General features: G+C 53.1%; 19 protein-coding genes. 3 read left to right on the top strand and 16 right to left on the bottom strand.

Features of this window, described 5'->3' with window-relative positions; all coding sequences use genetic code 11:
- Positions 1 to 324: 324 nt before the first annotated feature.
- The 3 genes from pntA to ACWAU4_RS04370 all read left to right on the top strand — a co-directional run bounded on the left by pntA (position 325) and on the right by ACWAU4_RS04370 (position 4,747).
- The gene (gene pntA / locus ACWAU4_RS04380) at positions 325 to 1,851 is read left to right on the top strand and encodes a Re/Si-specific NAD(P)(+) transhydrogenase subunit alpha (RefSeq protein ID WP_208125550.1); all 1,527 of its coding nucleotides are present in this window, start codon (positions 325 to 327) and stop codon (positions 1,849 to 1,851) included.
- Between the two features lie 11 nt (positions 1,852 to 1,862).
- Positions 1,863 to 3,347, top strand: coding sequence for a Re/Si-specific NAD(P)(+) transhydrogenase subunit beta (gene pntB / locus ACWAU4_RS04375; RefSeq protein ID WP_025009970.1), 1,485 nt, complete (start codon positions 1,863 to 1,865; stop codon positions 3,345 to 3,347).
- 155 nt (positions 3,348 to 3,502) lie between these two features.
- The gene (locus ACWAU4_RS04370) at positions 3,503 to 4,747 is read left to right on the top strand and encodes an alpha/beta hydrolase (RefSeq protein WP_208125549.1); all 1,245 of its coding nucleotides are present in this window, start codon (positions 3,503 to 3,505) and stop codon (positions 4,745 to 4,747) included.
- Between the two features lie 63 nt (positions 4,748 to 4,810).
- On the opposite strand, the gene ACWAU4_RS04365 is transcribed toward ACWAU4_RS04370, so the two are convergent.
- From ACWAU4_RS04365 to ACWAU4_RS04290, 16 genes are all read right to left on the bottom strand, one after another.
- Positions 4,811 to 5,401, bottom strand: coding sequence for a CBS domain-containing protein (locus ACWAU4_RS04365; RefSeq protein WP_208125548.1), 591 nt, complete (start codon positions 5,399 to 5,401; stop codon positions 4,811 to 4,813).
- A 65-nt stretch (positions 5,402 to 5,466) separates the two neighbouring features.
- Complete coding sequence (locus tag ACWAU4_RS04360) at positions 5,467 to 5,802, bottom strand: hypothetical protein (protein ID WP_045283089.1); 336 nt, start codon at positions 5,800 to 5,802, stop codon at positions 5,467 to 5,469.
- 254 nt (positions 5,803 to 6,056) lie between these two features.
- Entirely contained in the window at positions 6,057 to 7,139 is a 1,083-nt protein-coding gene (locus ACWAU4_RS04355; protein ID WP_208125547.1) for a rhomboid family intramembrane serine protease, read from the bottom strand.
- Between the two features lie 3 nt (positions 7,140 to 7,142).
- Complete coding sequence (locus ACWAU4_RS04350; RefSeq protein WP_054745896.1) at positions 7,143 to 7,730, bottom strand: hypothetical protein; 588 nt, start codon at positions 7,728 to 7,730, stop codon at positions 7,143 to 7,145.
- Between the two features lie 91 nt (positions 7,731 to 7,821).
- A complete protein-coding gene (locus ACWAU4_RS04345; RefSeq protein ID WP_025009963.1) occupies positions 7,822 to 8,403 on the bottom strand; it encodes a hypothetical protein in 582 nt (193 codons plus the stop codon).
- A gap of 100 nt (positions 8,404 to 8,503) precedes the next feature.
- Complete coding sequence (locus tag ACWAU4_RS04340) at positions 8,504 to 8,788, bottom strand: type VI secretion system PAAR protein (RefSeq protein WP_025886893.1); 285 nt, start codon at positions 8,786 to 8,788, stop codon at positions 8,504 to 8,506.
- A 22-nt stretch (positions 8,789 to 8,810) separates the two neighbouring features.
- The gene (locus ACWAU4_RS04335; RefSeq protein ID WP_208125546.1) at positions 8,811 to 9,920 is read right to left on the bottom strand and encodes a DUF2931 family protein; all 1,110 of its coding nucleotides are present in this window, start codon (positions 9,918 to 9,920) and stop codon (positions 8,811 to 8,813) included.
- A 1-nt stretch (position 9,921) separates the two neighbouring features.
- Positions 9,922 to 12,003: a phospholipase effector Tle1 domain-containing protein gene (locus ACWAU4_RS04330; RefSeq protein ID WP_208125545.1), complete on the bottom strand. Its 2,082-nt coding sequence runs from the start codon at positions 12,001 to 12,003 to the stop codon at positions 9,922 to 9,924.
- A complete protein-coding gene (locus tag ACWAU4_RS04325) occupies positions 12,000 to 12,863 on the bottom strand; it encodes a DUF4123 domain-containing protein (RefSeq protein WP_208125544.1) in 864 nt (287 codons plus the stop codon). Before ACWAU4_RS04325 ends, ACWAU4_RS04330 begins: the two co-directional genes overlap by 4 nt.
- Before the next feature lie 45 nt (positions 12,864 to 12,908).
- Positions 12,909 to 13,466 carry a hypothetical protein gene (locus tag ACWAU4_RS04320; protein WP_054745915.1) on the bottom strand — a complete coding sequence of 186 codons (558 nt, stop codon included), beginning with the start codon at positions 13,464 to 13,466 and terminating at the stop codon, positions 12,909 to 12,911.
- On the bottom strand, positions 13,466 to 16,150 hold the full coding sequence (locus ACWAU4_RS04315) for a type VI secretion system Vgr family protein (RefSeq protein WP_208125543.1): 2,685 nt from the start codon (positions 16,148 to 16,150) through the stop codon (positions 13,466 to 13,468). The genes ACWAU4_RS04320 and ACWAU4_RS04315 overlap by 1 nt, the downstream gene beginning before the upstream one ends.
- Positions 16,151 to 16,456: 306 nt before the next feature.
- Entirely contained in the window at positions 16,457 to 16,975 is a 519-nt protein-coding gene (locus tag ACWAU4_RS04310) for an Hcp family type VI secretion system effector (RefSeq protein ID WP_025890191.1), read from the bottom strand.
- A 748-nt stretch (positions 16,976 to 17,723) separates the two neighbouring features.
- Positions 17,724 to 18,704, bottom strand: coding sequence for an IS5-like element ISEc68 family transposase (locus tag ACWAU4_RS04305; RefSeq protein WP_151532535.1), 981 nt, complete (start codon positions 18,702 to 18,704; stop codon positions 17,724 to 17,726).
- Positions 18,705 to 18,835: 131 nt separating this feature from the next.
- The gene (locus tag ACWAU4_RS04300; protein ID WP_054745927.1) at positions 18,836 to 19,645 is read right to left on the bottom strand and encodes a hypothetical protein; all 810 of its coding nucleotides are present in this window, start codon (positions 19,643 to 19,645) and stop codon (positions 18,836 to 18,838) included.
- A 22-nt stretch (positions 19,646 to 19,667) separates the two neighbouring features.
- Positions 19,668 to 20,783: a hypothetical protein gene (locus ACWAU4_RS04295; RefSeq protein ID WP_454290458.1), complete on the bottom strand. Its 1,116-nt coding sequence runs from the start codon at positions 20,781 to 20,783 to the stop codon at positions 19,668 to 19,670.
- A gap of 159 nt (positions 20,784 to 20,942) precedes the next feature.
- On the bottom strand, positions 20,943 to 21,923 hold the full coding sequence (locus ACWAU4_RS04290) for an IS5-like element ISEc68 family transposase (protein WP_151532535.1): 981 nt from the start codon (positions 21,921 to 21,923) through the stop codon (positions 20,943 to 20,945).
- Positions 21,924 to 21,960 lie beyond the last annotated feature (37 nt).

The following is a 21,960-nucleotide window of genomic DNA, read 5'->3' as shown; positions in this document are numbered from 1 at the left end:
AAATTAAGCTACAAAAGTGTGGCCTGGCGCAAAGAATTTGCTCTGACCAGTGGAGAAACACAGCACATGAAGAATATGAGCTTGTTTCCATTGAAAGACTTGCGACAATGCCAAAAGCACGCTAGGTGCCATGAAGGGAATATCTGTACCCCACACCCAGGATTTCATTCATGAGCGGGCTTGGTTCCTGAAAACATTTCAGGAAGTCCCCAATGGAAGGGAAAGACCAGTCCCCGAGTCCAGGTCAACAGACTTGCATTCTTTCACTCTGCCAGCGGAGTTTTGGCGGGGTGAATTTTGTTTATCAACCATCAGGGAATAGTCATGCAGATTGGAATACCGAGAGAGAGTCTCGCCGGTGAAACCCGGGTCGCTGCGACCCCGGCAACGGTAGAGCAAATTAAAAAACTCGGCTTTGAAGTGGCAGTGGAAGCAGACGCGGGTGCGCTGTCCAGCTTCAGTGATGCCGCCTTCGAAGCCGCCGGTGCCAGTGTGGTACCGAATGTATGGCAGGCCGACTTGATCTTTAAGGTCAACGCGCCAACCGAAGATGAAATCAGCCAAATCAAAGATGGTGCCACCCTGATAAGTTTTATCTGGCCGGCCCAGAATCCTGAGTTGGTGGAAAAGCTGTCACAACGCAACATCAACGTGATGGCAATGGACATGGTGCCGCGGATCTCCCGTGCCCAGTCCCTTGACGCCCTCTCCTCCATGGCCAATATCGGCGGTTATCGCGCCGTAGTGGAAGCCGCCCACGAGTTTGGCCGCTTCTTTACCGGCCAAATCACTGCCGCGGGTAAAGTCCCACCGGCCAAGGTGTTAGTGATAGGTGCCGGGGTTGCCGGTCTTGCCGCCATTGGTGCCGCCGGTTCATTGGGCGCCATAGTACGCGCCTTCGATACCCGTCTGGAAGTGGCCGAGCAGATCGAGTCCATGGGCGGTGAGTTCCTTAAGCTGGACTTCGGCGGGGAAGACGGCTCTTCCAGCGATGGCTATGCCAAAGTGATGTCTGATGAATTCATCAAGGCTGAAATGGCGCTGTTCGCCGAGCAAGCCAAGGAAGTGGATATCATCATCACCACAGCACTGATTCCAGGCAAGCCTGCGCCCAAGCTCATCACCAAAGAGATGGTCGACTCCATGAAGCCGGGCTCAGTGATAGTGGACCTGGCGGCCGCCACCGGTGGCAACTGCGAATACACCAAAAGCGGCGAACTCTTTGTGACCGACAATGGCGTTAAAGTCATAGGTTACACAGATCTGCCAGGGCGTTTACCGGCACAGTCATCCCAGCTTTACGGCACCAACCTGGTGAACCTGATGAAGTTGATGTGCAAGGAGAAAGACGGCAACGCCAACATAGACTTCGAAGACGTGGTGATGCGCAACATGACGGTCGTCAAGGCCGGTGAAGTCACCTTCCCGCCACCACAGATCTCTGTGACCGCGGCGCCCAAGAAACCGGCAGCCAAAGTTGAGCCGAAAAAAGCAGAAGAGAAAGTGCCATCCAAGCTCAAGTATATTTTGGGCGCTCTGGGTGTGGCCGCCTTCGGTGCCGTAGCCTCGGTGGCTCCGGCTGAGTTCCTGTCGCACTTTACTGTATTCGTGCTCGCCTGTGTGGTGGGTTACTACGTGGTTTGGAACGTGACTCATGCGCTGCATACGCCATTGATGTCAGTCACCAACGCTATTTCCGGCATTATTGTGGTAGGTGCACTGCTGCAGGTTGGCCAGGGCTCAGCTCTGATGACCGCACTGGCATTTATCGCCGTGCTGATTGCCAGTATCAACATCTTCGGTGGCTTTACCGTCACCCAGCGCATGCTGAAGATGTTCCGTAAGGATTAAGGGGGTATATCGTGTCTCAAGGACTGGTAACAGCAGCCTATATCATAGCGGCCCTGTTCTTCATCTTAAGCCTCGCCGGCTTATCGAAGCAGGAGTCTGCAAAAAATGGAAACCTGTTTGGGATCATAGGGATGTCGATCGCTTTGATCGCTACCATACTGAATCCTGAAACCAATGGTGTTCACTGGATCATTCTCGCCATGGTGATAGGCGGTGCCATAGGTATTCGTCTGGCGCTCAAGGTTGAGATGACAGAAATGCCTGAGCTGGTCGCCATTCTCCACAGCTTTGTGGGTATGGCCGCCGTATTGGTGGGTTTCAACTCTTTCCTCGGCCTGCACCCACAGGCGATGAACGAAGTGATAGTCACTGTCGGTAATGACCTCAATGCCACTCTGGAAGCCGCCAGGGCAGCCATAGAGCAAGCCGCCGCCTCGGCAGCCCATGAGCCCATGACAGGCGCCATGCTCAACATCCACCTGGTGGAAGTCTTCCTGGGGATCTTCATCGGTGCCGTGACCTTCACCGGCTCAGTAGTCGCATTCGGAAAACTCAGAGGCATAATCTCCTCCAAGCCGATGATGTTGCCTCATCGCCACAAGCTCAACCTGCTGGCGGTTGTGGTATCCCTGCTGCTGATGATTTACTTCGTCAACGTAGGTGGCAGTATCTGGCCTCTGCTTATCATGACACTGATAGCCTTTGCCTTTGGTTGGCACCTGGTAGCCAGCATAGGCGGCGCCGACATGCCGGTTGTGGTATCCATGCTCAACTCCTACTCTGGCTGGGCGGCTGCAGCGGCGGGCTTTATGTTGTCCAACGACCTGCTGATCGTCACAGGTGCCCTGGTGGGTTCTTCCGGTGCCATCCTGTCTTACATCATGTGTAAGGCGATGAACCGTTCCTTTATCTCTGTGATTGCCGGCGGTTTCGGTACCGATGGCGCCGTTTCCAGCGGTGATGAAGAGATGGGCGAATACCGTGAAACCACGGCCGAGGATGTGGCCGAGCTGCTGAAAAACTCCAGCTCAGTGATCATCACCCCCGGATACGGCATGGCAGTAGCCCAGGCACAGTATCCCGTGGCCGAGATCACCCAGAAACTGCGTAATCTGGGGGTTAAGGTGCGCTTCGGTATCCACCCGGTTGCCGGGCGTCTGCCGGGCCATATGAACGTGCTGTTGGCCGAGGCCAAAGTGCCTTATGACATAGTGCTGGAGATGGACGAGATCAATGATGATTTCGAAGACACAGATACAGTACTGGTGATAGGTGCCAACGATACGGTTAACCCGGCGGCCACTGAAGATCCTTCCAGCCCAATCGCCGGCATGCCGGTACTGGAAGTGTGGAAGGCCCGCAATGTCATCGGCTTCAAACGCTCGATGAACACAGGTTATGCCGGGGTGCAGAACCCACTGTTCTTCAAAGACAACACCCAGATGTTGTTCGGCGATGCCAAGGCCAGCGTAGAAGCGATTTTGAAATCACTCTAAGCGGCCTATCGCAGCTACAGCATGACTAACAGAGGGAGCCTGATGGCTCCCTCTTCTTTTGCCTTGTGCTTGCCTCTGCCAGTGGTCGTGCCTATAGCCACTTTCCTCCAGGAGTTTATTCAGGTACAAAATTAAAAAACAACCAAGGATGAACCATGAAACTCAGGCTGCCGCTGCTGGCTTTATTGCCGGCACTTCTTTTAAGTTCAGTTGCCCTGGCCAAGCCAGAGCCTTTGCTCTATGGCTACAGTGATACTCTGGCATCCAAGGTCTACCAAAGCGAGCGGCGCTGGATGCTGTCCTTGCCGGAACGCTACCATGCCACCCAAGACACTGGTCGCCGTTATCCCGTGCTCTATATCGTCGATGCCGACTTCCAATTCCGCCATGTCTCTGCTGCGGTCAATAACCTCGCCAGAATGGGCAAGATACCGCCCATGATAGTAGTGGGTATCGCCATGCAGGGGCAGAAAGACTACCTCTACTCCACCACCTGGCCATCGGCTGAGGGCGTAGAATTTGGCGGCAGCGACAAAATGCTCGCCCACCTGCAACAGGAACTCGTGCCCTATATCGACAAACACTACCGCACCTCGGGCCACAATGCCCTTGCCGGTTATTCTCTGGGGGGCTTGCTGAGCCTGCAGATGATGCTGCAATCCAAGAGTCCTTTCAGTGCCTTTCTCGCCATGAGTCCCAGCATCTGGTACGACAATATGGCGCTGCTTGAGCGGGCAGCTCCTTGGCTGAAACAGCCTAGGCAGACATCGGCCTACCCCAGGCTTTTTCTCTCTCTGGCCAACGAGCAAGGCATGGGTGTGGATGAATTCAGAAAACTGCTCGCTGAGCAGGCGTCCGAATGGCACTTCGACTACCGTTTCTTTCCCTCAGAGACGCACTACAGCACCGCCATGCCGGCGCTGCTTGCCGGTCTGGAAAGCCTGACGCCAGGTTACTTTACCGATGTTGGCCCCTTGATGCAGCTTGGCGATTATGAAGCGGTACTGGCGCACTTTGAGGCCAAGAAAACACTTTGGAGCGGCTTTCATTTCGACTGGCTGCAGGCCTACACCTTGGGAAAGTACCTCTATTACAGCGAGCAGAAATCAAAGATGGCCGAAGTGCTCAACCTGGCCAAGAAGCAGTTTCCAGAGGATCTTGCAGAGCTGAGTGCCGGCTTTGCCAAAGTGCTCAACAACCGGGGCGAGTTTAAGCTGGCCAAGGAACTCTTGCTGATGACCTCAAAAGCGGGCGCAACCCAGGCTGATTGGCAGCAACAACTGAGCCTGGCACTGGCGGCTGAAGGCGACAGCCTTGGGGCAAAAGCAGCTCATGCCAAGGCGCTGGAACTGGCCGAAGCCTATCAACTGGAAAGCTGGGAGTGGTGGGAACTGCAGTAATAGGCCCGGCGCGCCAAGGCTACCGGACCTTTATCGATCAAAATATTGGAAACAGCGCCGAAATCAGGCTATCTGCTGAACCAGGCCATGACTGGTGTTTATCTGCCGCAGAATATTCAGCAGATTGCCACCCTTATCTTCCCTAAACTGGCCGACATTCAAACGATGGCTGATATCGGCCAGGCTTAACAATCCGCGGATCTGATGGGTCTGGGTATCGACCACAGCAAAATAGTTCTCGCGGCTGTGACGCAGGCTCTGCAACACATCGGCGACACTGGCGTTGGCAACCTCATCATAGGCCAGTGCCTGCAGTTGCTCTCTTGGCAGCATCAAATCAAATACCGTCCAGGAGGAAGGTTGATGGGCCTTGTCGACAAGCTTGAGCAGATTGTCCGGCGCCAACAGCTCCTGGGTGATAATACCCAGCATTTCATGACGGGCATTAATGACAAAGTGCAATGCGCTGTGTTCACTCTGCATCAGGGCTGAGGCATCAGGCGCCGGCATATCGGCACTGATGACCATACGTGCACTGTGGCTGAAGTCCATCATGGCCTCTAAGGCATTGTCATAAGGGTTGAGTTGATTGGCTAAAGCAGAGGCTTGCAGCCTGTCGTTGCTGGCAATCGCAAAAGGATGAAGTGTTTTCATATTGTTACCTCACTTGGAAACTGGGTTGCCGGGCTTCGCATTAGTGCGAACCCGAAAGACGGTTTTCAAATGAGGTCTAATGGCGGTGCGCGGGTCTGTGCCTGAGGAAATACATGCAGTGCATGGGATTGCAATGACTCCAGCAACGGCAAGCGCAGTACCAACTCGGCCGAAGGCGCCAGATGAGTAGATTTCTGTTTCGGAAGCGTCGGCTCCTGAGAATCTGTCAGCGTCTTGAGGAACAGGCCTTGGGAATTATCTCCCTGCACCGCCAGAGGTATTGAGGCTGAAACCGGTACCAGAGAAACCTGCTGAGAATGGGCCTTAGGGATAGCAGCAAGAGTGCCCGTCAGCAAAATACTGACCAGCAATAATGCAAACCACCTCTCGATTCGGCTCATCTGTGATCCAGATCTCAAAACACCCATTTGCCGACAATAACACTGCCTTGGAAAAAAGCGCAATATTTTTCAGCGGTAAAAAATAAACCCCGCTCAGAGAACTGACCGGGGTTTATTAGAGAAGGCCGACTTCGACAGGCCCCGGCATGCCTTCAGTCGGATGCCTTGAACGCCAATTGCTGTGCAAGCCACTCTCTGCATCAGAGAGTGCCACGAGGACTTATTCGCACCTTACCTACGAACCTAACTGAAACTCAGCGACGGATCTTCACCTCTGGCTCATTAAGCATCGCCAGCAAGGGATTTTGCTGCATCACTCTGGATTTGAGGCCAAACCCCAGGATAAGTCCCATGGCAAAGCCACCGATATGAGCCCAGTAAGCCACGCCTTCACCGGCCATCATCAAACCAACCACGTTGAATACCAGCCAGATGGCAAAGAAAGCCATAGGCGACAGCTTCTTCTGGTAGATAACAAACATAAAGGTCAGGCTGGCATGACGGAACCACAATAGATACATACCAAACAGGCCGGCAATGGCACCACTGGCACCCACCATAGGGATATTGGAGCCGGGATCAGCAATAATCTGCACCGCCGCAGCCGCTAGGCCACAAAGCAGATAAAGCCCAAGGAATCTCATGCGTCCCAAGGCGTCTTCCAGATTGTCGCCAACCACATAGAGGAAGTACATATTGCCCGCCAGGTGAATCCAGTCGCCGTGAAGGAACATATGGCTGAACAGGGTCCATACATGGCTGCCGTGCAACACCTCATCGGCCCGCAGGGCAAAGTTGGCAAATACGGTATCGGCTATGTCCAAGTCTGTGCCATAGGCGGCAAAGATCATGATATTGAGTGCCAGCAGCAGGTAGGTGATGGCGGGTTGTGAACGGGTTTTGAGATTAAACTCCACCGGCATTTGCGACAAAAACTGAAACAGCCAGGTCTTCACACTGATCTTGCCATTCAGCTCGGCCAGTAGCCCTTGCAGCCTTGGGGATTGCACCACCTTATCCCTTTCATCCTTGTCGACCCAAACCCCACTGCAACTGTGGCAGACATCCAGCTCTATCTGATAGCCGTCCATCAGATGGTATCTGTGCATCTGTTCTTCACAGTGCATACACTGGCGCTTGGATAGCCCGAGGTGCGGCCCCAGCGACTCCTCGATGCGCACATTATCGTTGCCGTTGTCGGCTGTTGACAGCGCACCGTTAAGCTCGCCGTTGTCAAACCAGATGCCTTCACATTGATTGCAGCTGTCCACCTGCTCACCGTAAAGCTCAAAGGTGCGCATCGACTCGCTGTGACACCCGGGACATTTTAAACTCATGGATTATTCCTCTGTGATATTCACATCCATGCCACTACGCTGCAACTCAAGCTCCATACGCTGGAAACTCAGTTGCAGCTTAGGCAGAGTATCGGCCGAAATCTTCCCTACCAAGGCTCTTAACCTGGTTGTACCGACACCGCGGCTCAACTCTTGCTTTTCCATTTTTTCAATCAGCTGGGCAGATTCAATTCTGAACCTGCGGATAGCGGTCAGGATCTCAGCCGGTGTTTCCAGTGCATTGGCCGAGTAATACATGTTTTGCCAGACAAAATCGCTAAGCTGGGGATGCAATGACCGCAAGTCCAGCGGTCTGAGTTTATCTATGTCCGCCATATAGGCTTCCAGCGTCTGCAAGTTATCCCGCACTTCGTCATACAAGGCACGTTGTAGATGATAGTTGTTCTGGGTATTGACCAGAGAATCAAACTTAATCGCCTGTGACAGCCCCTGCTGCGCCGCCAGATAAACGCCCAGAACCGTTGCCAGCACCATCAACAGCTGGCTCACCCAGAAGCTGGTTTTCACCAGCTCACTATTGTCAAAATGAATTTTACGGCCGTTTGATACCGGCTCAGATTTCCTTTCCATAGCAACTTCCAATGATGGTATTTAACCTGTCATTGTGAGTCAGGAAAACTCAGTTATCCGTCGGCCGATTCCCAAGCAACAACCGGAGTTGTCAGTTTACATCCATACCGGCACGTTTCAGTTCGTCGGCCATCTTCTTATAGCTCTGCTCCAACTTGGGCAAGGTCTTGGTTTCGACCTCTTCAATCAGCACTCTCAGTTGTTTGGTACCAAAGCTTGGGCCATAGAACTTACGTTCAATCTTGCCGACAATATCTTCAGAGCCCATGTAGAAACGACGGGCACCGGAGAGGATATCGCTGGGGGTTTCCAGGGTGTAGGCAGAATACTTCATGTTTTGCCAGACAAAGTCCGCCATAACTGGATGATATTCTTTGATATTATAAGGTTTTTCTTTCTCTATTCGCTCAGCATACTCTGTCATTACAGTGACATTGTCTTTCAGCTCTTCATAGAGAGAATGTTGCAGATGATAGTTGTTCTGCATATTGGTCAGGCTATCAAACTTAATCGCCTGTGACAGACCTTCCTGCGCCGCCAAATAAACCCCGGCAACAGTGGCGATAATCATAAAAATTTGGCTGACCCAAAAGCTGGTTTTCACCAACTCCTGATTATCAAATCTGATCTTTTTGGCGCCGCGACGCTGGCTCTGCTCTTGATTGACTTCCATTTCGATACCTCTGTGGAACTGACTGAATTTTCAAGGCCGCCATCATACAGAAGGCCACTGCAACGAGCCAGTCCCATGGGCCATTTTTACCCCTCAGATCTCAACCAATATTCACAGTGCCACCGCCCACCAGAGTACCGCCGCAGTCAACCGCATCGCCGGTTCTGGCGGCGGGTTTCCCATCGATAAAAACACTGCCCGAACCCGCGGCAATGGTACGAGGGTGCGGCGGATGTTTGGGCTTGTCGTGGGGGGCCAATGAATCGCCCTGACGTGCCAGCGGAATACCATCCACCTTGACCGTGGAAGAGGCCGAAGTCACCGGCGTGGGTGGAAACCCATCATGATCTGTCCCTATATCGCCCAACTTAACGGCATTACCCATAACTGACTCCTTAATACCTTGATTAACGTCCGCAAAATTCATCTGCCCATTGCTGCACCAAGGCAAGCTCTGTATCTGTCAGCTGCAGCCTGGCTGCCAAGGGTGCCAACTCGCCGCTCGATGATGCAGCCACTCTGGCCAGCACCCATAATTCAGACTCTCTTGGACTCAGGCCCTTGGCGGCGGCTTCCTCCCAGGCCAGAGTGACCGCCTGCGGCAAGCTGTAATAGAGTTCACTGCTATCCAGCAGCGGCTTGGCATCGAGCCATAAACGGCTGAGCCATCGTTGTTGCTGCCGACTAAGCGGCGTTTGTGGGCTCAAGGGGCGCTCGGGCTTATCGGCCCAGCAGCGGCTATCGCTCACCAACGCCGGTTCTTGCTCCATTCCCGGGCCACTTTGGCGCATCGACTCCAGCCTCTCAGGGCGGACAGGCAGCAAAGGCTCTGCGGACGCGGCATTTTTGCGCCTCTGCCCCTCAATGGCCAGCATATACTGGCGATAATCCCTGTCGCTTGCATCGAGTGTCATGGGGCCAAACTGAGCCTGGGCCTGACGCAGGTACTGATAACGACCGCAAACCGCGAGCCAAACCTTGGCTTCGCCGCCCGGCAACAAGCCAAATAAAATGCCGGTTTGACAAGCTTTACCACTGTCATTATCGCCGGTTGCCGCGGCCAACATCTGCCGCTGCAACTCATCAGGCAGGCGGAAACTCAGTTCATAGACCCGCTCTTCAGTGAGCGCCAGATAGCGGATAAATATCTCTTCCGGCGGCTGAACATAGGCGTCGGCGTTATAAAAACTGCTGATGCAGTTGAAACAAAAATCCAGTGTCCAGGGATCCAGCCCGCCGGAGGCATTGGCCTTATGGGTCTTGAGGTCCGGGATCCGCCGAAAGCCGGTATGCACCGAAGTCCAGTCCTGCTTACTGTTGAGGCCATAGACAGTCGGCACAGGATTGCCCATGGGCATGACTTCATAATAAAAAGGCGCCACTATCTCTATATCCCAGGGAATACCTTCGCTCTGAGATGCGGCTCTGGCGCTCATGCTGCCTCCCGAACAGGCAAACAGAAAGCCGCTCATCAGCAATAACAACAGGCGAAGTACTGTGGCAAACCCCATAGGCATACTATTTCCCTTTTACGGCCGGGTGCACGGCGCGAGCATTGCCGTCGTTGGGGATATAAGGCACGATAAAACCACCGGCGACCGATACCACATCGGCGCTGTGGTGAATAAAGTGTGGCCTCAGTGCCCGCCTGAAAGATTCATCGCCAAGCAGCGGGTGCAGTTGCCCCTGCGTCGCCTGCTGCAATACCTCTTCGCAAATAGCGGCGAATGAACGGCCAAGCAGGTTAAAGTGACTGTTGAGATCTTCCACCTTGTAGCTGCTGTCCGAGCTCCATTTCTGCTCGAAGGCGCCTTCATCAAAGTTCACGCCGCTGAACTTGGCCAAACCGGCCATCAGCCTTAGATACAGGCGTGACAGATCCCCTTCAACAATCCGCGTCATGGTCAGCTTCACCGTTACCCTCTCTTCCGGCTCCCTGTTCTTGTTGCCCTGCAATACAGGCCTGACCACATAATCGATACTCAAGTCCGAGGTCTGACACCAGTTCATGGTGACCAAACGGTCGATTTCCCGCAGCACCTTTTTACCTGCATCTGAGGCCATCACTTTGGCGGTCAATGCCGGATCGTCCCCTTGACCAAAGGCCACCGGGCTATTGCTGCTGACGGCGTTTTTCGGCAAGCGGCTGTGATAGGCGGCAACCAGCTTGGTCTCGGTAAACAGCGGGTTGTAGGACTGCACCTTGCCATCGAAAAACTGGCGTGAATAGTAGCCACCGCCAAGATCTGAGTGTGCCCCGGGCAATACAGCCTCAAAGAAGGGTGCCGTTGGGTTTCGAGAGGCGTTGTTGAGACTATTGAGCGAGAAGTTATACCTGAACTCATCCCTTGGATTGGCAGTGAGATGCACCACCTTCTTCACCCGCTTGGGATCCAGCCAGAGCTTCACATCACCATTGTGTTCATCATGGGGATCTATGCCGTCCCACAGGGTTGCAATTGCGGCGACGGTATCGTAAATACCAACGAAGTGGATCTGACAATGCTCATTGTTTTGCCAGTCCATATCCGAGCGCAGCGGTACATCGCTGCAATGCTTCGCCAGCACGGCCTGGAACAGGTTATCTTTTTCCCTGAGCACCATGTTGGCGCAATGACGTGCCGCCGCTGCGCCACGACTGAAACCAAAGAGATCAAACTCAAACTTGCCTACGCCATCATACTGGTTGGCAAGGCGGCCCCACTGCGACTTGAGCTTGTTCTGACAGACATCATTCAATGCCTGCTCTACCCTAGACTCAACACCGTTATCCCCGCGTCCGGCTGCCACCCCGGCAAAGGCATCATCATCATCTATACCGTTAGCCGGCTCTTCCAAAGACGTACCTATCCCTTTGACATACAAGCCAAACTGCAAAAGGCTCGCGCCATAGAGCTGATTGGCGTAAAGCCACTCAAGTTTCTGCACATTGGTGTATTCATTGGTGGCACTGAGATTCTCCATCGCCTTGGGCATGGGTGCCTGACACTGAGCCGCCAGTTCCAGGGCCTGCTCCTGTGACTCCACCGAGAAGCGGTTCATACAGTAATGCGCCGCCCGCTCCTGCTGTTGCCGGCCCCAATCAACGTTATAGGTGTTGTTGGCTGTGCCATCGAAAAACAGCCCCATACGCACGGTTAACCATTTGAATGCCTGGATCTCCACTACATAGGCGTTGCGGCTGAGCAGCTCTACGGCACCACTCTTGCCTTTCCCGGCTTGATGGCGCTCGGCCACGGCTGCTGTGGGCGGCTGTTGCCAAAAATCACCAACCGTTGCCTGCAAATGCTGTTTAGCCGTATTGTTGAAGCCCTTGGCCGCCTTAACATATTCAGGCACGGCGGAGGTTTCGGCAGCATTCAGTGGACGCCTGGACATCACAGCCTTGAGCCAGCTGTCGGTATCAAAAGTCAGCGTCACCGCCCCCGGCGCCAAGCAGGTGATCAGTTGCGGCCCCCCCGTCAACTTGAGCTGTCGACTGTTGCCGGCGGCATCGGTAACAGTGGCTGTTAACCCGGATAAGGGCTGATTGCTTTCATCACGAAAGTCGATTTCAATCCAATCGGTTAAGGTTTCACAGGGGATAGTGTGCTGACTCATGCATGCTCCATCCATTTAGCCAAATTCAAAAAGTCCTGTTGATTCAATCTCATTCCTTGGGCGATCGCCGGCATAGGATAGCTGACACTGCGCCCCAGACGCGCGGCAGCAAACACAGGGATATCCTCTTCATCCACCCCTTGTTCACGACCTCGCAGAATCGCCGCCTTAATGATCTCCCGCCGCTTGGGTTGCTGACTCATCAAGGGATGCAACTCTCGCCATAACTGGCGCTCAACAATATAGATATGGCGCTGGATGTCGCTTTGTCCGGCCAGATGCTCGGGTTTCATCTGCCACCAGATATCCGCATGCTCGGTATAACCGGGCTCGCCCGGGTGCTGCACCACAATGCTGCCATGCTGGGCCTTAACGGGGCTGGCGGGGTCAAGATACTGCGCCCCATCCATAGGGTCGTCGCTGTTGCCGCTTGGCAGCGGCTTGCCGACAAAGCTCAAACGGGTTATCGGCCCCATAAAAGCCCCCAACTCAACTTGGCTCAAGCGCGGCAGCATAGGTTGCAGCACTCTGGGGTCATAGAAGCGGAATACCACTCGCTCACCATCACATGCCGCCAGAAGCAGGCTCTTCAAGTGGGCAAGCAGTTGCGGCCTGGGCAAATGACTCTCCAGCGCCAGAATAGGGCAATCGGCAAATGGCGCTTGCTGCAACAGTTCCGGCCGTGCCGGCACCAACCATGGCCCCTTATCCTTATGGGACTCGAGCAAGGTGCCCTGAAACAAAGGCACGGCATCCACGCCGCCCTGTTGATAATAAGCGGGCAGTAGCTTTTCATTGGCCAGGGGATTAAGCAGCCAATAGCCTAATTCACTCAGGGTGTCATTCCGTTGCACAAACATTTCCACTCCTTGATAACCAAAGCCGCGCGGCGACTCCGGTAGCAATCAATCCTTGGCTTCAACCAGCTTGCCATCTTGCAAGCGGTAATCTGTGGTAACCAGCAAAGCCTTATCCGCATTTGTATCTCTGCTGCTGATGACTCTGATTCTTGGCTCTCCGGCGGAGGTGTACTGCAGTTCTATTCCATCTCTATCCGATACCAAGTCATCGGAAGGCAGTCGCCGCAGCAGATTGCCCTCGATCCGATAAACATTCATCAGGGTCTGGTGCCCGCCTGCCTTGTATCTAAGCAGAATCTCAACTTGTCCATCTCCGTCGAGATCAACCGCTTGCAATTGGGGGGTATGGCCTGTGAAACCGTCGATGATCCGCGGATAACCCTGGCGATTATATTGCGTCAGATAAAGCTCCGCGGTGGGCATGCGATCGCCTTCGCTATCGGCAAACCAGAGGGCGGAGACATCCACTCTGGCGATAGTCCGCAACTCAAGCGTTAAACTCGCCTCCGCTGACTTCTGGGAAAAACCGTTTTCTGCTGTTGTTGCCCAAGCTGGAATCGCACCGCAACACAACAACACCCAAGCTAATACCAACTGCCTCATTATTTGTCTGCCTTACCGGTGATACGCCACCAGTCCTGTTCAAATTTCTCCACTGTGCCCTTGCCAAGCACAGTGTTGTAGTATTGCTTCCAATATTTGGCTACCGCCTTAATATCCTGACCATCAGGGAAGGCCTCTCCGGTTCTGAATCTGGCTCTGGCATAGTGCACATAAGCCATGGCGGTGGCGTATTCATCATTGTTGCGCAGCTCGGATAGTCTGTCATCCGAGCCTTGCAGTGCCGAAACCTTCTTCGCCAATTTCGACTTATACTTCAGGAAGTTGTCCCAGATATCATTGTGGGTCGCCGGTTCCATCTGGTACAGCCCCTTGGCGGGTCCGTTACCCATCTGATCTCTCATGGTCAGATGGCTCTCATGAGCTGCCGTCCCCAGCAATAGAATTTCGGCATCTTCATCGACCACATCAAGTTTTGCCAGCGTTGGCCGGATCACTTCACGGCGAAAACGCTCGGCTTCAGTTTCTTCTGTCTGTGGCTGGGTCTCAGCTTGTTGACTATCTGCGGCGCCGGGCGCCACCGCAGAAGCCGCTCCGCCACCGGCCGCAGCATCTGCTGTTTCTGCCGTATCGGCTTCAGCTGAAGTCTCAGCAGCGCTTTGCGCCTGAGCTTGAGGCTGAGGCTGAGATTGAGCCTCCTCTTCGGTCAGCGGGCACACCTGCACCGCAGGTGCGGCGAACTCCTCGGCAACCAACAGCGCAGATAGGGGAACACTTCCCCCCTGAGGCAATACCACCTGTTCAACCGCGCCGGGTAACACAGGTGCCAAACCGCTGAAACCACTGGCACTGCCTGGGCTGCCCCCTGAGTTGAGGTTGATCCCGGGGCCGGAAAGATGCACCCCGGCCGGATCGACCTTGACAAAACTGCCACCGGCCTTAAGCGTTACTTCGGCACCGGACTCGATCACTATCTTGGCACCGGCTTTCAGTTGAATTTCCGGCCCGGCCTGCAGCAGGTATTTGTCTGCAACCTTGATCTGTTGGCTGCCATCCACTATCAGGCTCTTGTCGCCGGTTACCTGCTGACGGGACTCGCCCAACACCGTCAGGTGGTCGTTGCCGCCGATGCGGCTGCGCCTTTCATTGTCCACATCCAGGTGGTTGTCGTGCTTGATATGCTCGTGCCTGTCGTTCTCGGTCAGTAGGTTCAGGTCTTTCTGCGCATGCAGGTAAATCTCCTCTTCCCCCGCTTCATCCTCAAACCTCAGCTCGTTGCTGCCCTCGCCTTTGTGGCTCTGGGTCTTCAGCACAGTGCGGGTCTTGTGGGCCGGCAGCGCGTAAGGCACCTGGTTCACCGCATGGTAGGCCCGGCCGGTGATGATGGGTTGGTCCGGGTCGCCGTCCAGAAACGACACTATCACTTCATGCCCTATCCGCGGCAGCGCCATAAAGCCATATTGACCACCGGCCCAGCCCTGGCTGACCCGTATCCAGCAGCTGCCGTGCTCGTCACCCTTGGCATATCTGTCCCAGGGGAATTGCACCTTCACCCGGCCGTATTCGTCACAAAATATCTCTTCATCCTTCGGCCCCACCACGGTCGCTATCTGCGGCCCCGCCATCTGTGGTTTGGCCTTCGGCTCCGCTTGCCATTGCATGGAGGAAGGCACCGCCACTATCTCGTTACTGTAGGTCGTGCCGCGGCTGTTGTTGTCCTCTTCCGCCGCATTGCCCTGCTCGCCTGTGTGGCTGACCCCCACTATTACCCATTCGCGATTAAGGCTCGCATCCGGGTGTTCGCTCAGGGCAAACTTCTGCCCGCTCAACGCCTGCAGTTGGTCACTCTTGAGCAGCAGCTGTTCGCTCTCCCGTCTCAGTCCCGCCAGGCGCACCTTGCTGAACAGTTTGCCGTCGGCATCGTCCTTGTAGCGCCCCGGGTAGTCGAAGTGTTCATAGCCGCTCTGTTGCCAGTCTGCATCCTCCGTGCTCGGTTGCAGGAAGCTGTAGGCCGGTTTACGGAAGCTGTAGTCCTTGAGGGTGGCCCCGCTCTCGGCCCGGCGGTGGCGGTATTCGGCGCTGCGGACACTCGCCTGCTCGGCGCGTCCTCCCGCCAGGGCGTTGTAGGGGTAGCTGTGGGGGCTCAGGCTCAGTTTGTCCAGTGCATCGCACAGCACCAGGGTGTGCTTGTCGCTGCTGTGCTCGAAGTAGTAGAACAGCCCCGCTTCGCGGGTCAGGCGTTCGAAGAAGTCAAAGTCGCTCTCGCCATACTGCACGCAGTATTCCCGTTTGCGGCTTTCATGGCGCGGGTCACAGCGAAAGGCGTAATCGGTAATGCCCATTTCACCGAACAGTACCGCGATGATGTCGGTCAGGCTCTTTTCCTGGAAGATGCGGCTGTTGCGCCGCAGTTGCAGGCGGCTCAGGGCCGGCTCCAGTCTCAGCCGGTAGCGGGTCTGTCTATGGCCGCTGTCGCCGCGGCCAAAGCGGCTTACTATGCCGTGCAATTCTCGCTGGCATTCGCCGTCCTGCCACCAACTCAGTACCCCGCTCTGGTCCACCAAGTCGCTCGCCTTGATATCGTCCCGGCGACTCAGCAACTCAAGCTCAACCACATAAGGACTCGACAGCGATTCTTCCAGCTTGAACGACAGCACCGACAGGCTATCCTCTGCCAAACTGCCCGCCTTGAATCCAAAACGCATGCCGCTCCCTTGATGACTCATCTTCGCTGTCCTTATTATCCCTGTCCTTTCGCGGTACTCTTGCTGTCTGAGCTCTTGCTGTCTGAGCCCCGGCTTCCCTTGTTTTAGGGGAAGGCGTTGAGCTCCGCTCGCTGAGTGCCGTTTTGCTCTTGGTTTAAATGCGATTGACTCGAATGTCTGTTGAATGTCCGTTTAGCCGAATTGCACCAAAAGCCATTGGCCTGCTCTCTGGCTCTCAATCAACCGTTTACACTGTCAGTTGACGTCCCCGCCAGAAAACACCCCAATGGCAAACAGCCACCGCAAGGCGGTGGCTGACACACACTATCAGGCTTCGATGGGCTTGCGCCAGTCATCCGCACCTGAAGTACCGGCACTCACGTGGTCCCAGTCTATCTTGCGATAGGCCATTGACACCTCAACCAATTGGGTGAAATCCGCCTTGTTCGGGTCCTGGCAGTGTGGCATGTGGCAGTTGATGTCCACTATCGTCGCACCTTCAAGCTTGGTGGTGAAGAAGTGCTCCTGCTTGCCCTCGATAGAGGTGCGGTACCACTTCAGCTCAACCTTGTTCAGCTTCTCACCGGATGACAGCGAGTTGTACATCAAAGGCACCGCCTTGTTCAGCGCCACGGTAAACTTGAACGGCTTGTGCACCCGTTGACCCGAAGGCATGCCTGACTGTGGGTCGGTCGGCACTGTCACCACATGGTTGAATTCCTGAACCAGCATCTCGTCTTCATGACCTTCCACAAAGATGTCGCCCACTGACTCGGCTGTAAACGCGCCTGCGGTGATGTTGCCCTGGGTTTGACCTTCGATGGAGATATAACATGGTGTTGGCATGGTTAATTCCTTTTACTGTTGAATGAGTGATAAAACCTCATCACCCAATGCCAGAAGCATGCCAAATCGTAAACCACTGTTTTACAACAACATCCAAACCCACTCCCGCTCTCCGGGCAATTTCTTGCCCGAACCCGGGCAATTTTTTGCTCGCCGGGCAAATTCTTGCCCAAGTAGAGTGGCCCGAAAGAGTGGCCTGAAGGAATGTCCCAAGGAATAAGCTGAAGTCGACTGGCTTTAAGAGCATTCCTGTAAAAGTCTTAGAGAAGGTGTGAATAAGCCCTGGTGGCGTTCACTTTTACAATTTGGGTATAGCTCTGGGGTAAATTAGCTCGTAGTCATAGCCCTAGGCGGCTGGTTTGACAAAATCCCCCAGAGAGCCTCCGGCTTGGTAGTGCGCGGTGATTTCCGCTTTTAAGCGAACCAGCTCAGCGCTGGGCTGGGCCCATTCACTTTCAGGCAACGGCTGAGACCAGGCCTCCAGTGCTGTTGTGTGAGCCAGCCACTAATTGGTTTATGCCTGTGAGAAAGGGCCCTTCGCAATGTAATAATAATAGTCAATACAATCAGGACGGTTAATTAACAGGCTAAAGCCATTAAGGAAGCTGCGATTAAGTGGTTCGCAGCTCCCAATATGACGCCCCAAACCGTCCTTTATCGACGTCCTGTGGCTCAATTTTCCAATTTTCAGCCCAAAATCGTCTCTTCGTGGCTGATTTTGGCCCTGTTTCAGGCCAATTTCCTCATTTCAGGTAGATCTCGCCTGTGCCCGTATCAATTGGTCAACTCGAACCAGGTTCGCCAGGGTGAATAACATCGCCAGTTGACTGTCATTTTTAGCCAGCCCCTTGTACCTGGCTTTGACGAAACCAAACTGACATTTTACTATCCGAAATGGATGCTCAACCTTCGCTCGGATACTCGCTTTCAGGTATTCGTAACGGATGGCCAGCTTGTTCTTGCGCGGGTGTTGCTTCAATGCATTCACTTTGCCGGGACGCTTGGCGATAAGCCAGTCTGCGCTGACATCGCTGAGCTCATCGCGCTTTTCGGCCCCCTGATAACCAGCATCGGCTGAGATAAATTCTTCATCGCCATGCAGTAACTTGCCAACCTGATTGAGGTCGTGCTCGTTAGCCGCCGTGGTCACCAGACTGTGGGTCAGGCCACTTTTGGCGTCCACGCCAATGTGCGCTTTCATGCCGAAGTACCACTGGTTACCTTTCTTGGTCTGGTGCATGTCTTCATCACGGCTATTGTGTTTGTTTTTGGTAGAGCTGGGGGCTTGAATGATGGTGGCATCCACCAAGGTGCCCTGGGTCATTAGAACGCCACACTCTGCTAGCCAGTGATTAACGGTACTGAAGATTTTGCGGGCCAGTTCATGCTGCTCCAGCAAATGCCGGAAATTCATGATGGTAGTGCGGTCTGGAATGGCTTTATCCAGTGACAGGCGAGCAAATTGGCGCATGGAGGCGATTTCATAGAGGGCATCTTCCATGGCCTCATCGCTCAGGTTGTACCATTGCTGCATGCAGTGAATACGCAGCATGGTTTCCAGCGGATAGGGCCTGCGACCATTACCGGCCTTGGGATACACAGGCTCGATAACGCCAAGTAATTTGTCCCAGGGAAGCAAGTTATCCATTCTGCCAAGGAAGATTTCTTTGCGGGTCTGGCGGCGTTTACTGGAAAACTCACTGTCGGCAAAAGTCAGTTGCTGGCTCATCCGGTTACTCATTCAGGGTTCAGGTTACAACACGATGATCTCATATCTCGGACTTATTCGCACCTTCCTTAACTCATGTAAATATTGCAGAGTCTCAAACTCTGTCTACCAACTGGCAGAGAGCAGTACTATTAAATAATAGTCCATTGCTCTTGCACAATCTTGGCTTTAGGCAGTTTCTTTAGTACGAATGCTTTAACTTCCTCATAATTCTCTTTGGTGCAAAATATTGCATCATTATAATACCAGCTACGACTTCTAATATGGACAATACGTCTTTTAGGATTAAGATTAATTAGACTCGCCTTATCTTCATCTACCATCTTACTATCATCCCAAAGCACAGGAATATAGTGAGCCTTTTCCGGCTCAGAAGGCTCTACCTTTTTAAAACTCAATAATGCCAGACCGCCGACACCCACCAATAAAAATGGGTGTATAACCAGAGCTATCGGCACAAGGATAAGAGTCATAACTCGCAGAACCCACATCAAACCTTCCGGGTTAATGGCGCCATAACCCCACCTTGGACACAGTTTAACCTCATCCCTTAAAAAGCCCGACTCGGTGATCTTATATGCTACATGGTGATATTGAAGTCGAGTGAAATAATAAATTATCAATAAAATCGACGAAAGGAAAATGCCAATACCGACAACTGAATTCCAATCATCAGGTTGTGGATTTTCTGATGCTAAATTTATCAATGAAAAAAACAACATAGGGATACCTGCGAAAATCCCCCAAATCATTAAAATCGATGCCAAACCACTAAATCGATGAAAAAAAGCCCTTGGTATAGTCCATTGAAAGATGGCCGGTTCGTCTTCAAGCTTGGTAATATCGGCTTGGGTGAAAAGTCCATTCTCAAGGCCATACTTGCTATACTGGATGTAGCTAGGCCTGTCAGCCAGTTGGCTGACTCTCTTTCCTTGTCCCACTAACTTCTCCTTGCTACTAGTTCTAAAAAACAATACCTATGGTTTCTTTGGGCTCAGGAAAAGTAAACTTGCCCTCTTCTTCCTGCAGCTTACCCCAAACACCTAAAATTTGGCTTAAACTTTTAGGTTGTAACTTGTAGTGCCAGGTTTTATCTATGTTACGTTGCCTTGGGCGGTTGATACTCAACCATAACTCTGACTCCGACTTTAATGGATTTTCAAAGAATTCAGCCGGAGTTAAAGGTACATACATCAACCAGTATTGACTATTGTTTTTTGCAATATAGCTATCATCCATCTCATCCCAGGTCTCAGGAAAGCCATTTTCAATGAGATTTCGGACTGCCTCAGGGGTAACGGCTATTGCTTCCATTCCGTCCCAATCAGAATTGGTAATTTGAGTCGCTCCCCAAAGAGTATATTCATGATAGACTTCCGCCAATTCAATATGAGTCCCTGCTGTTGGCAGGTTGAACAGCAGCCAACAACCGGATACTGTTTCGCGGTTTAATAGCTGGTTTGGAATACTGGATTTTTCCAGGATAGCAGCCAGTTTCGATGAGCAAGAGGGCTGCATATAAACCGCAGGCTTTAGCAATATATCTTGCAGATGTTGGAATGCCTCTTGGGGGGTGTTCAGCCACTGTGGCGAGGTGCCAAAATCACTGTGATCCAACCATTTGTCGATATCGTCGCGCGAAAAAAAGATAAATGCAATGGAAGATAACAGGTAAGCCACACCGGCAATTGCCAGTATTGGAAGGATAAGCGGTGAACCAGCAACAAAGCCGAAGGCTGCTAGAGCTTGAATCGCCATGCCGCCAAGACTGACTGCAAGTGAGGCTTCTTGGACCCATTTCAGCGATCTTTCCACAACATTCAAATCTGCCGGATTCTCGCCCCAAAGCCCCAACTCCTGGCCAATCTGAGCTATTTCATAAGCATTTGCTACTGCCGAGACAACACCCAAGGAAAGCGCTGCCATACGGAAACTCTTCAATACCTTGGCAAACTCAATACCGTGAATATTAGCAGATTCATGGAAAGACAACTTAAACAGAGGAACAACTTTCAGTTTCTTTTCCTTCGTTATAGAGTAGCTCGCTTTATAGATGCTCTTCTCTCCAGATGCTGCCACTGTTTGCTTAAGGAAGCTGCGATTAAGTGGTTCGCAGCTCCCAATATGACGCCCCAAACCGTCCTTTATCGACGTCCTGTGGCTCAATTTTCCAATTTTCAGCCCAAAATCGTCTCTTCGTGGCTGATTTTGGCCCTGTTTCAGGCCAATTTCCTCATTTCAGGTAGATCTCGCCTGTGCCCGTATCAATTGGTCAACTCGAACCAGGTTCGCCAGGGTGAATAACATCGCCAGTTGACTGTCATTTTTAGCCAGCCCCTTGTACCTGGCTTTGACGAAACCAAACTGACATTTTACTATCCGAAATGGATGCTCAACCTTCGCTCGGATACTCGCTTTCAGGTATTCGTAACGGATGGCCAGCTTGTTCTTGCGCGGGTGTTGCTTCAATGCATTCACTTTGCCGGGACGCTTGGCGATAAGCCAGTCTGCGCTGACATCGCTGAGCTCATCGCGCTTTTCGGCCCCCTGATAACCAGCATCGGCTGAGATAAATTCTTCATCGCCATGCAGTAACTTGCCAACCTGATTGAGGTCGTGCTCGTTAGCCGCCGTGGTCACCAGACTGTGGGTCAGGCCACTTTTGGCGTCCACGCCAATGTGCGCTTTCATGCCGAAGTACCACTGGTTACCTTTCTTGGTCTGGTGCATGTCTTCATCACGGCTATTGTGTTTGTTTTTGGTAGAGCTGGGGGCTTGAATGATGGTGGCATCCACCAAGGTGCCCTGGGTCATTAGAACGCCACACTCTGCTAGCCAGTGATTAACGGTACTGAAGATTTTGCGGGCCAGTTCATGCTGCTCCAGCAAATGCCGGAAATTCATGATGGTAGTGCGGTCTGGAATGGCTTTATCCAGTGACAGGCGAGCAAATTGGCGCATGGAGGCGATTTCATAGAGGGCATCTTCCATGGCCTCATCGCTCAGGTTGTACCATTGCTGCATGCAGTGAATACGCAGCATGGTTTCCAGCGGATAGGGCCTGCGACCATTACCGGCCTTGGGATACACAGGCTCGATAACGCCAAGTAATTTGTCCCAGGGAAGCAAGTTATCCATTCTGCCAAGGAAGATTTCTTTGCGGGTCTGGCGGCGTTTACTGGAAAACTCACTGTCGGCAAAAGTCAGTTGCTGGCTCATCCGGTTACTCATTCAGGGTTCAGGTTACAACACGATG

The organism is Shewanella sp. FeAMO, assembly GCF_053653955.1.
This window is presented reverse-complemented; position numbering and strand designations above follow the sequence as displayed.

Coding starts and splice junctions, on each gene's coding strand:
- pntA (WP_208125550.1), top strand. CDS start 325: ATGCAGATTGGAATACCGAGAGAGAGTCTCGCCGGTGAAACCCGGGTC.
- ACWAU4_RS04370 (WP_208125549.1), top strand. CDS start 3,503: ATGAAACTCAGGCTGCCGCTGCTGGCTTTATTGCCGGCACTTCTTTTA.
- ACWAU4_RS04365 (WP_208125548.1), bottom strand. CDS start 5,401: ATGAAAACACTTCATCCTTTTGCGATTGCCAGCAACGACAGGCTGCAA.
- ACWAU4_RS04360 (WP_045283089.1), bottom strand. CDS start 5,802: ATGAGCCGAATCGAGAGGTGGTTTGCATTATTGCTGGTCAGTATTTTG.
- ACWAU4_RS04355 (WP_208125547.1), bottom strand. CDS start 7,139: ATGAGTTTAAAATGTCCCGGGTGTCACAGCGAGTCGATGCGCACCTTT.
- ACWAU4_RS04350 (WP_054745896.1), bottom strand. CDS start 7,730: ATGGAAAGGAAATCTGAGCCGGTATCAAACGGCCGTAAAATTCATTTT.
- ACWAU4_RS04345 (WP_025009963.1), bottom strand. CDS start 8,403: ATGGAAGTCAATCAAGAGCAGAGCCAGCGTCGCGGCGCCAAAAAGATC.
- ACWAU4_RS04340 (WP_025886893.1), bottom strand. CDS start 8,788: ATGGGTAATGCCGTTAAGTTGGGCGATATAGGGACAGATCATGATGGG.
- ACWAU4_RS04335 (WP_208125546.1), bottom strand. CDS start 9,920: ATGCCTATGGGGTTTGCCACAGTACTTCGCCTGTTGTTATTGCTGATG.
- ACWAU4_RS04330 (WP_208125545.1), bottom strand. CDS start 12,003: ATGAGTCAGCACACTATCCCCTGTGAAACCTTAACCGATTGGATTGAA.
- ACWAU4_RS04325 (WP_208125544.1), bottom strand. CDS start 12,863: ATGTTTGTGCAACGGAATGACACCCTGAGTGAATTAGGCTATTGGCTG.
- ACWAU4_RS04320 (WP_054745915.1), bottom strand. CDS start 13,466: ATGAGGCAGTTGGTATTAGCTTGGGTGTTGTTGTGTTGCGGTGCGATT.
- ACWAU4_RS04315 (WP_208125543.1), bottom strand. CDS start 16,150: ATGAGTCATCAAGGGAGCGGCATGCGTTTTGGATTCAAGGCGGGCAGT.
- ACWAU4_RS04310 (WP_025890191.1), bottom strand. CDS start 16,975: ATGCCAACACCATGTTATATCTCCATCGAAGGTCAAACCCAGGGCAAC.
- ACWAU4_RS04305 (WP_151532535.1), bottom strand. CDS start 18,704: ATGAGCCAGCAACTGACTTTTGCCGACAGTGAGTTTTCCAGTAAACGC.
- ACWAU4_RS04290 (WP_151532535.1), bottom strand. CDS start 21,923: ATGAGCCAGCAACTGACTTTTGCCGACAGTGAGTTTTCCAGTAAACGC.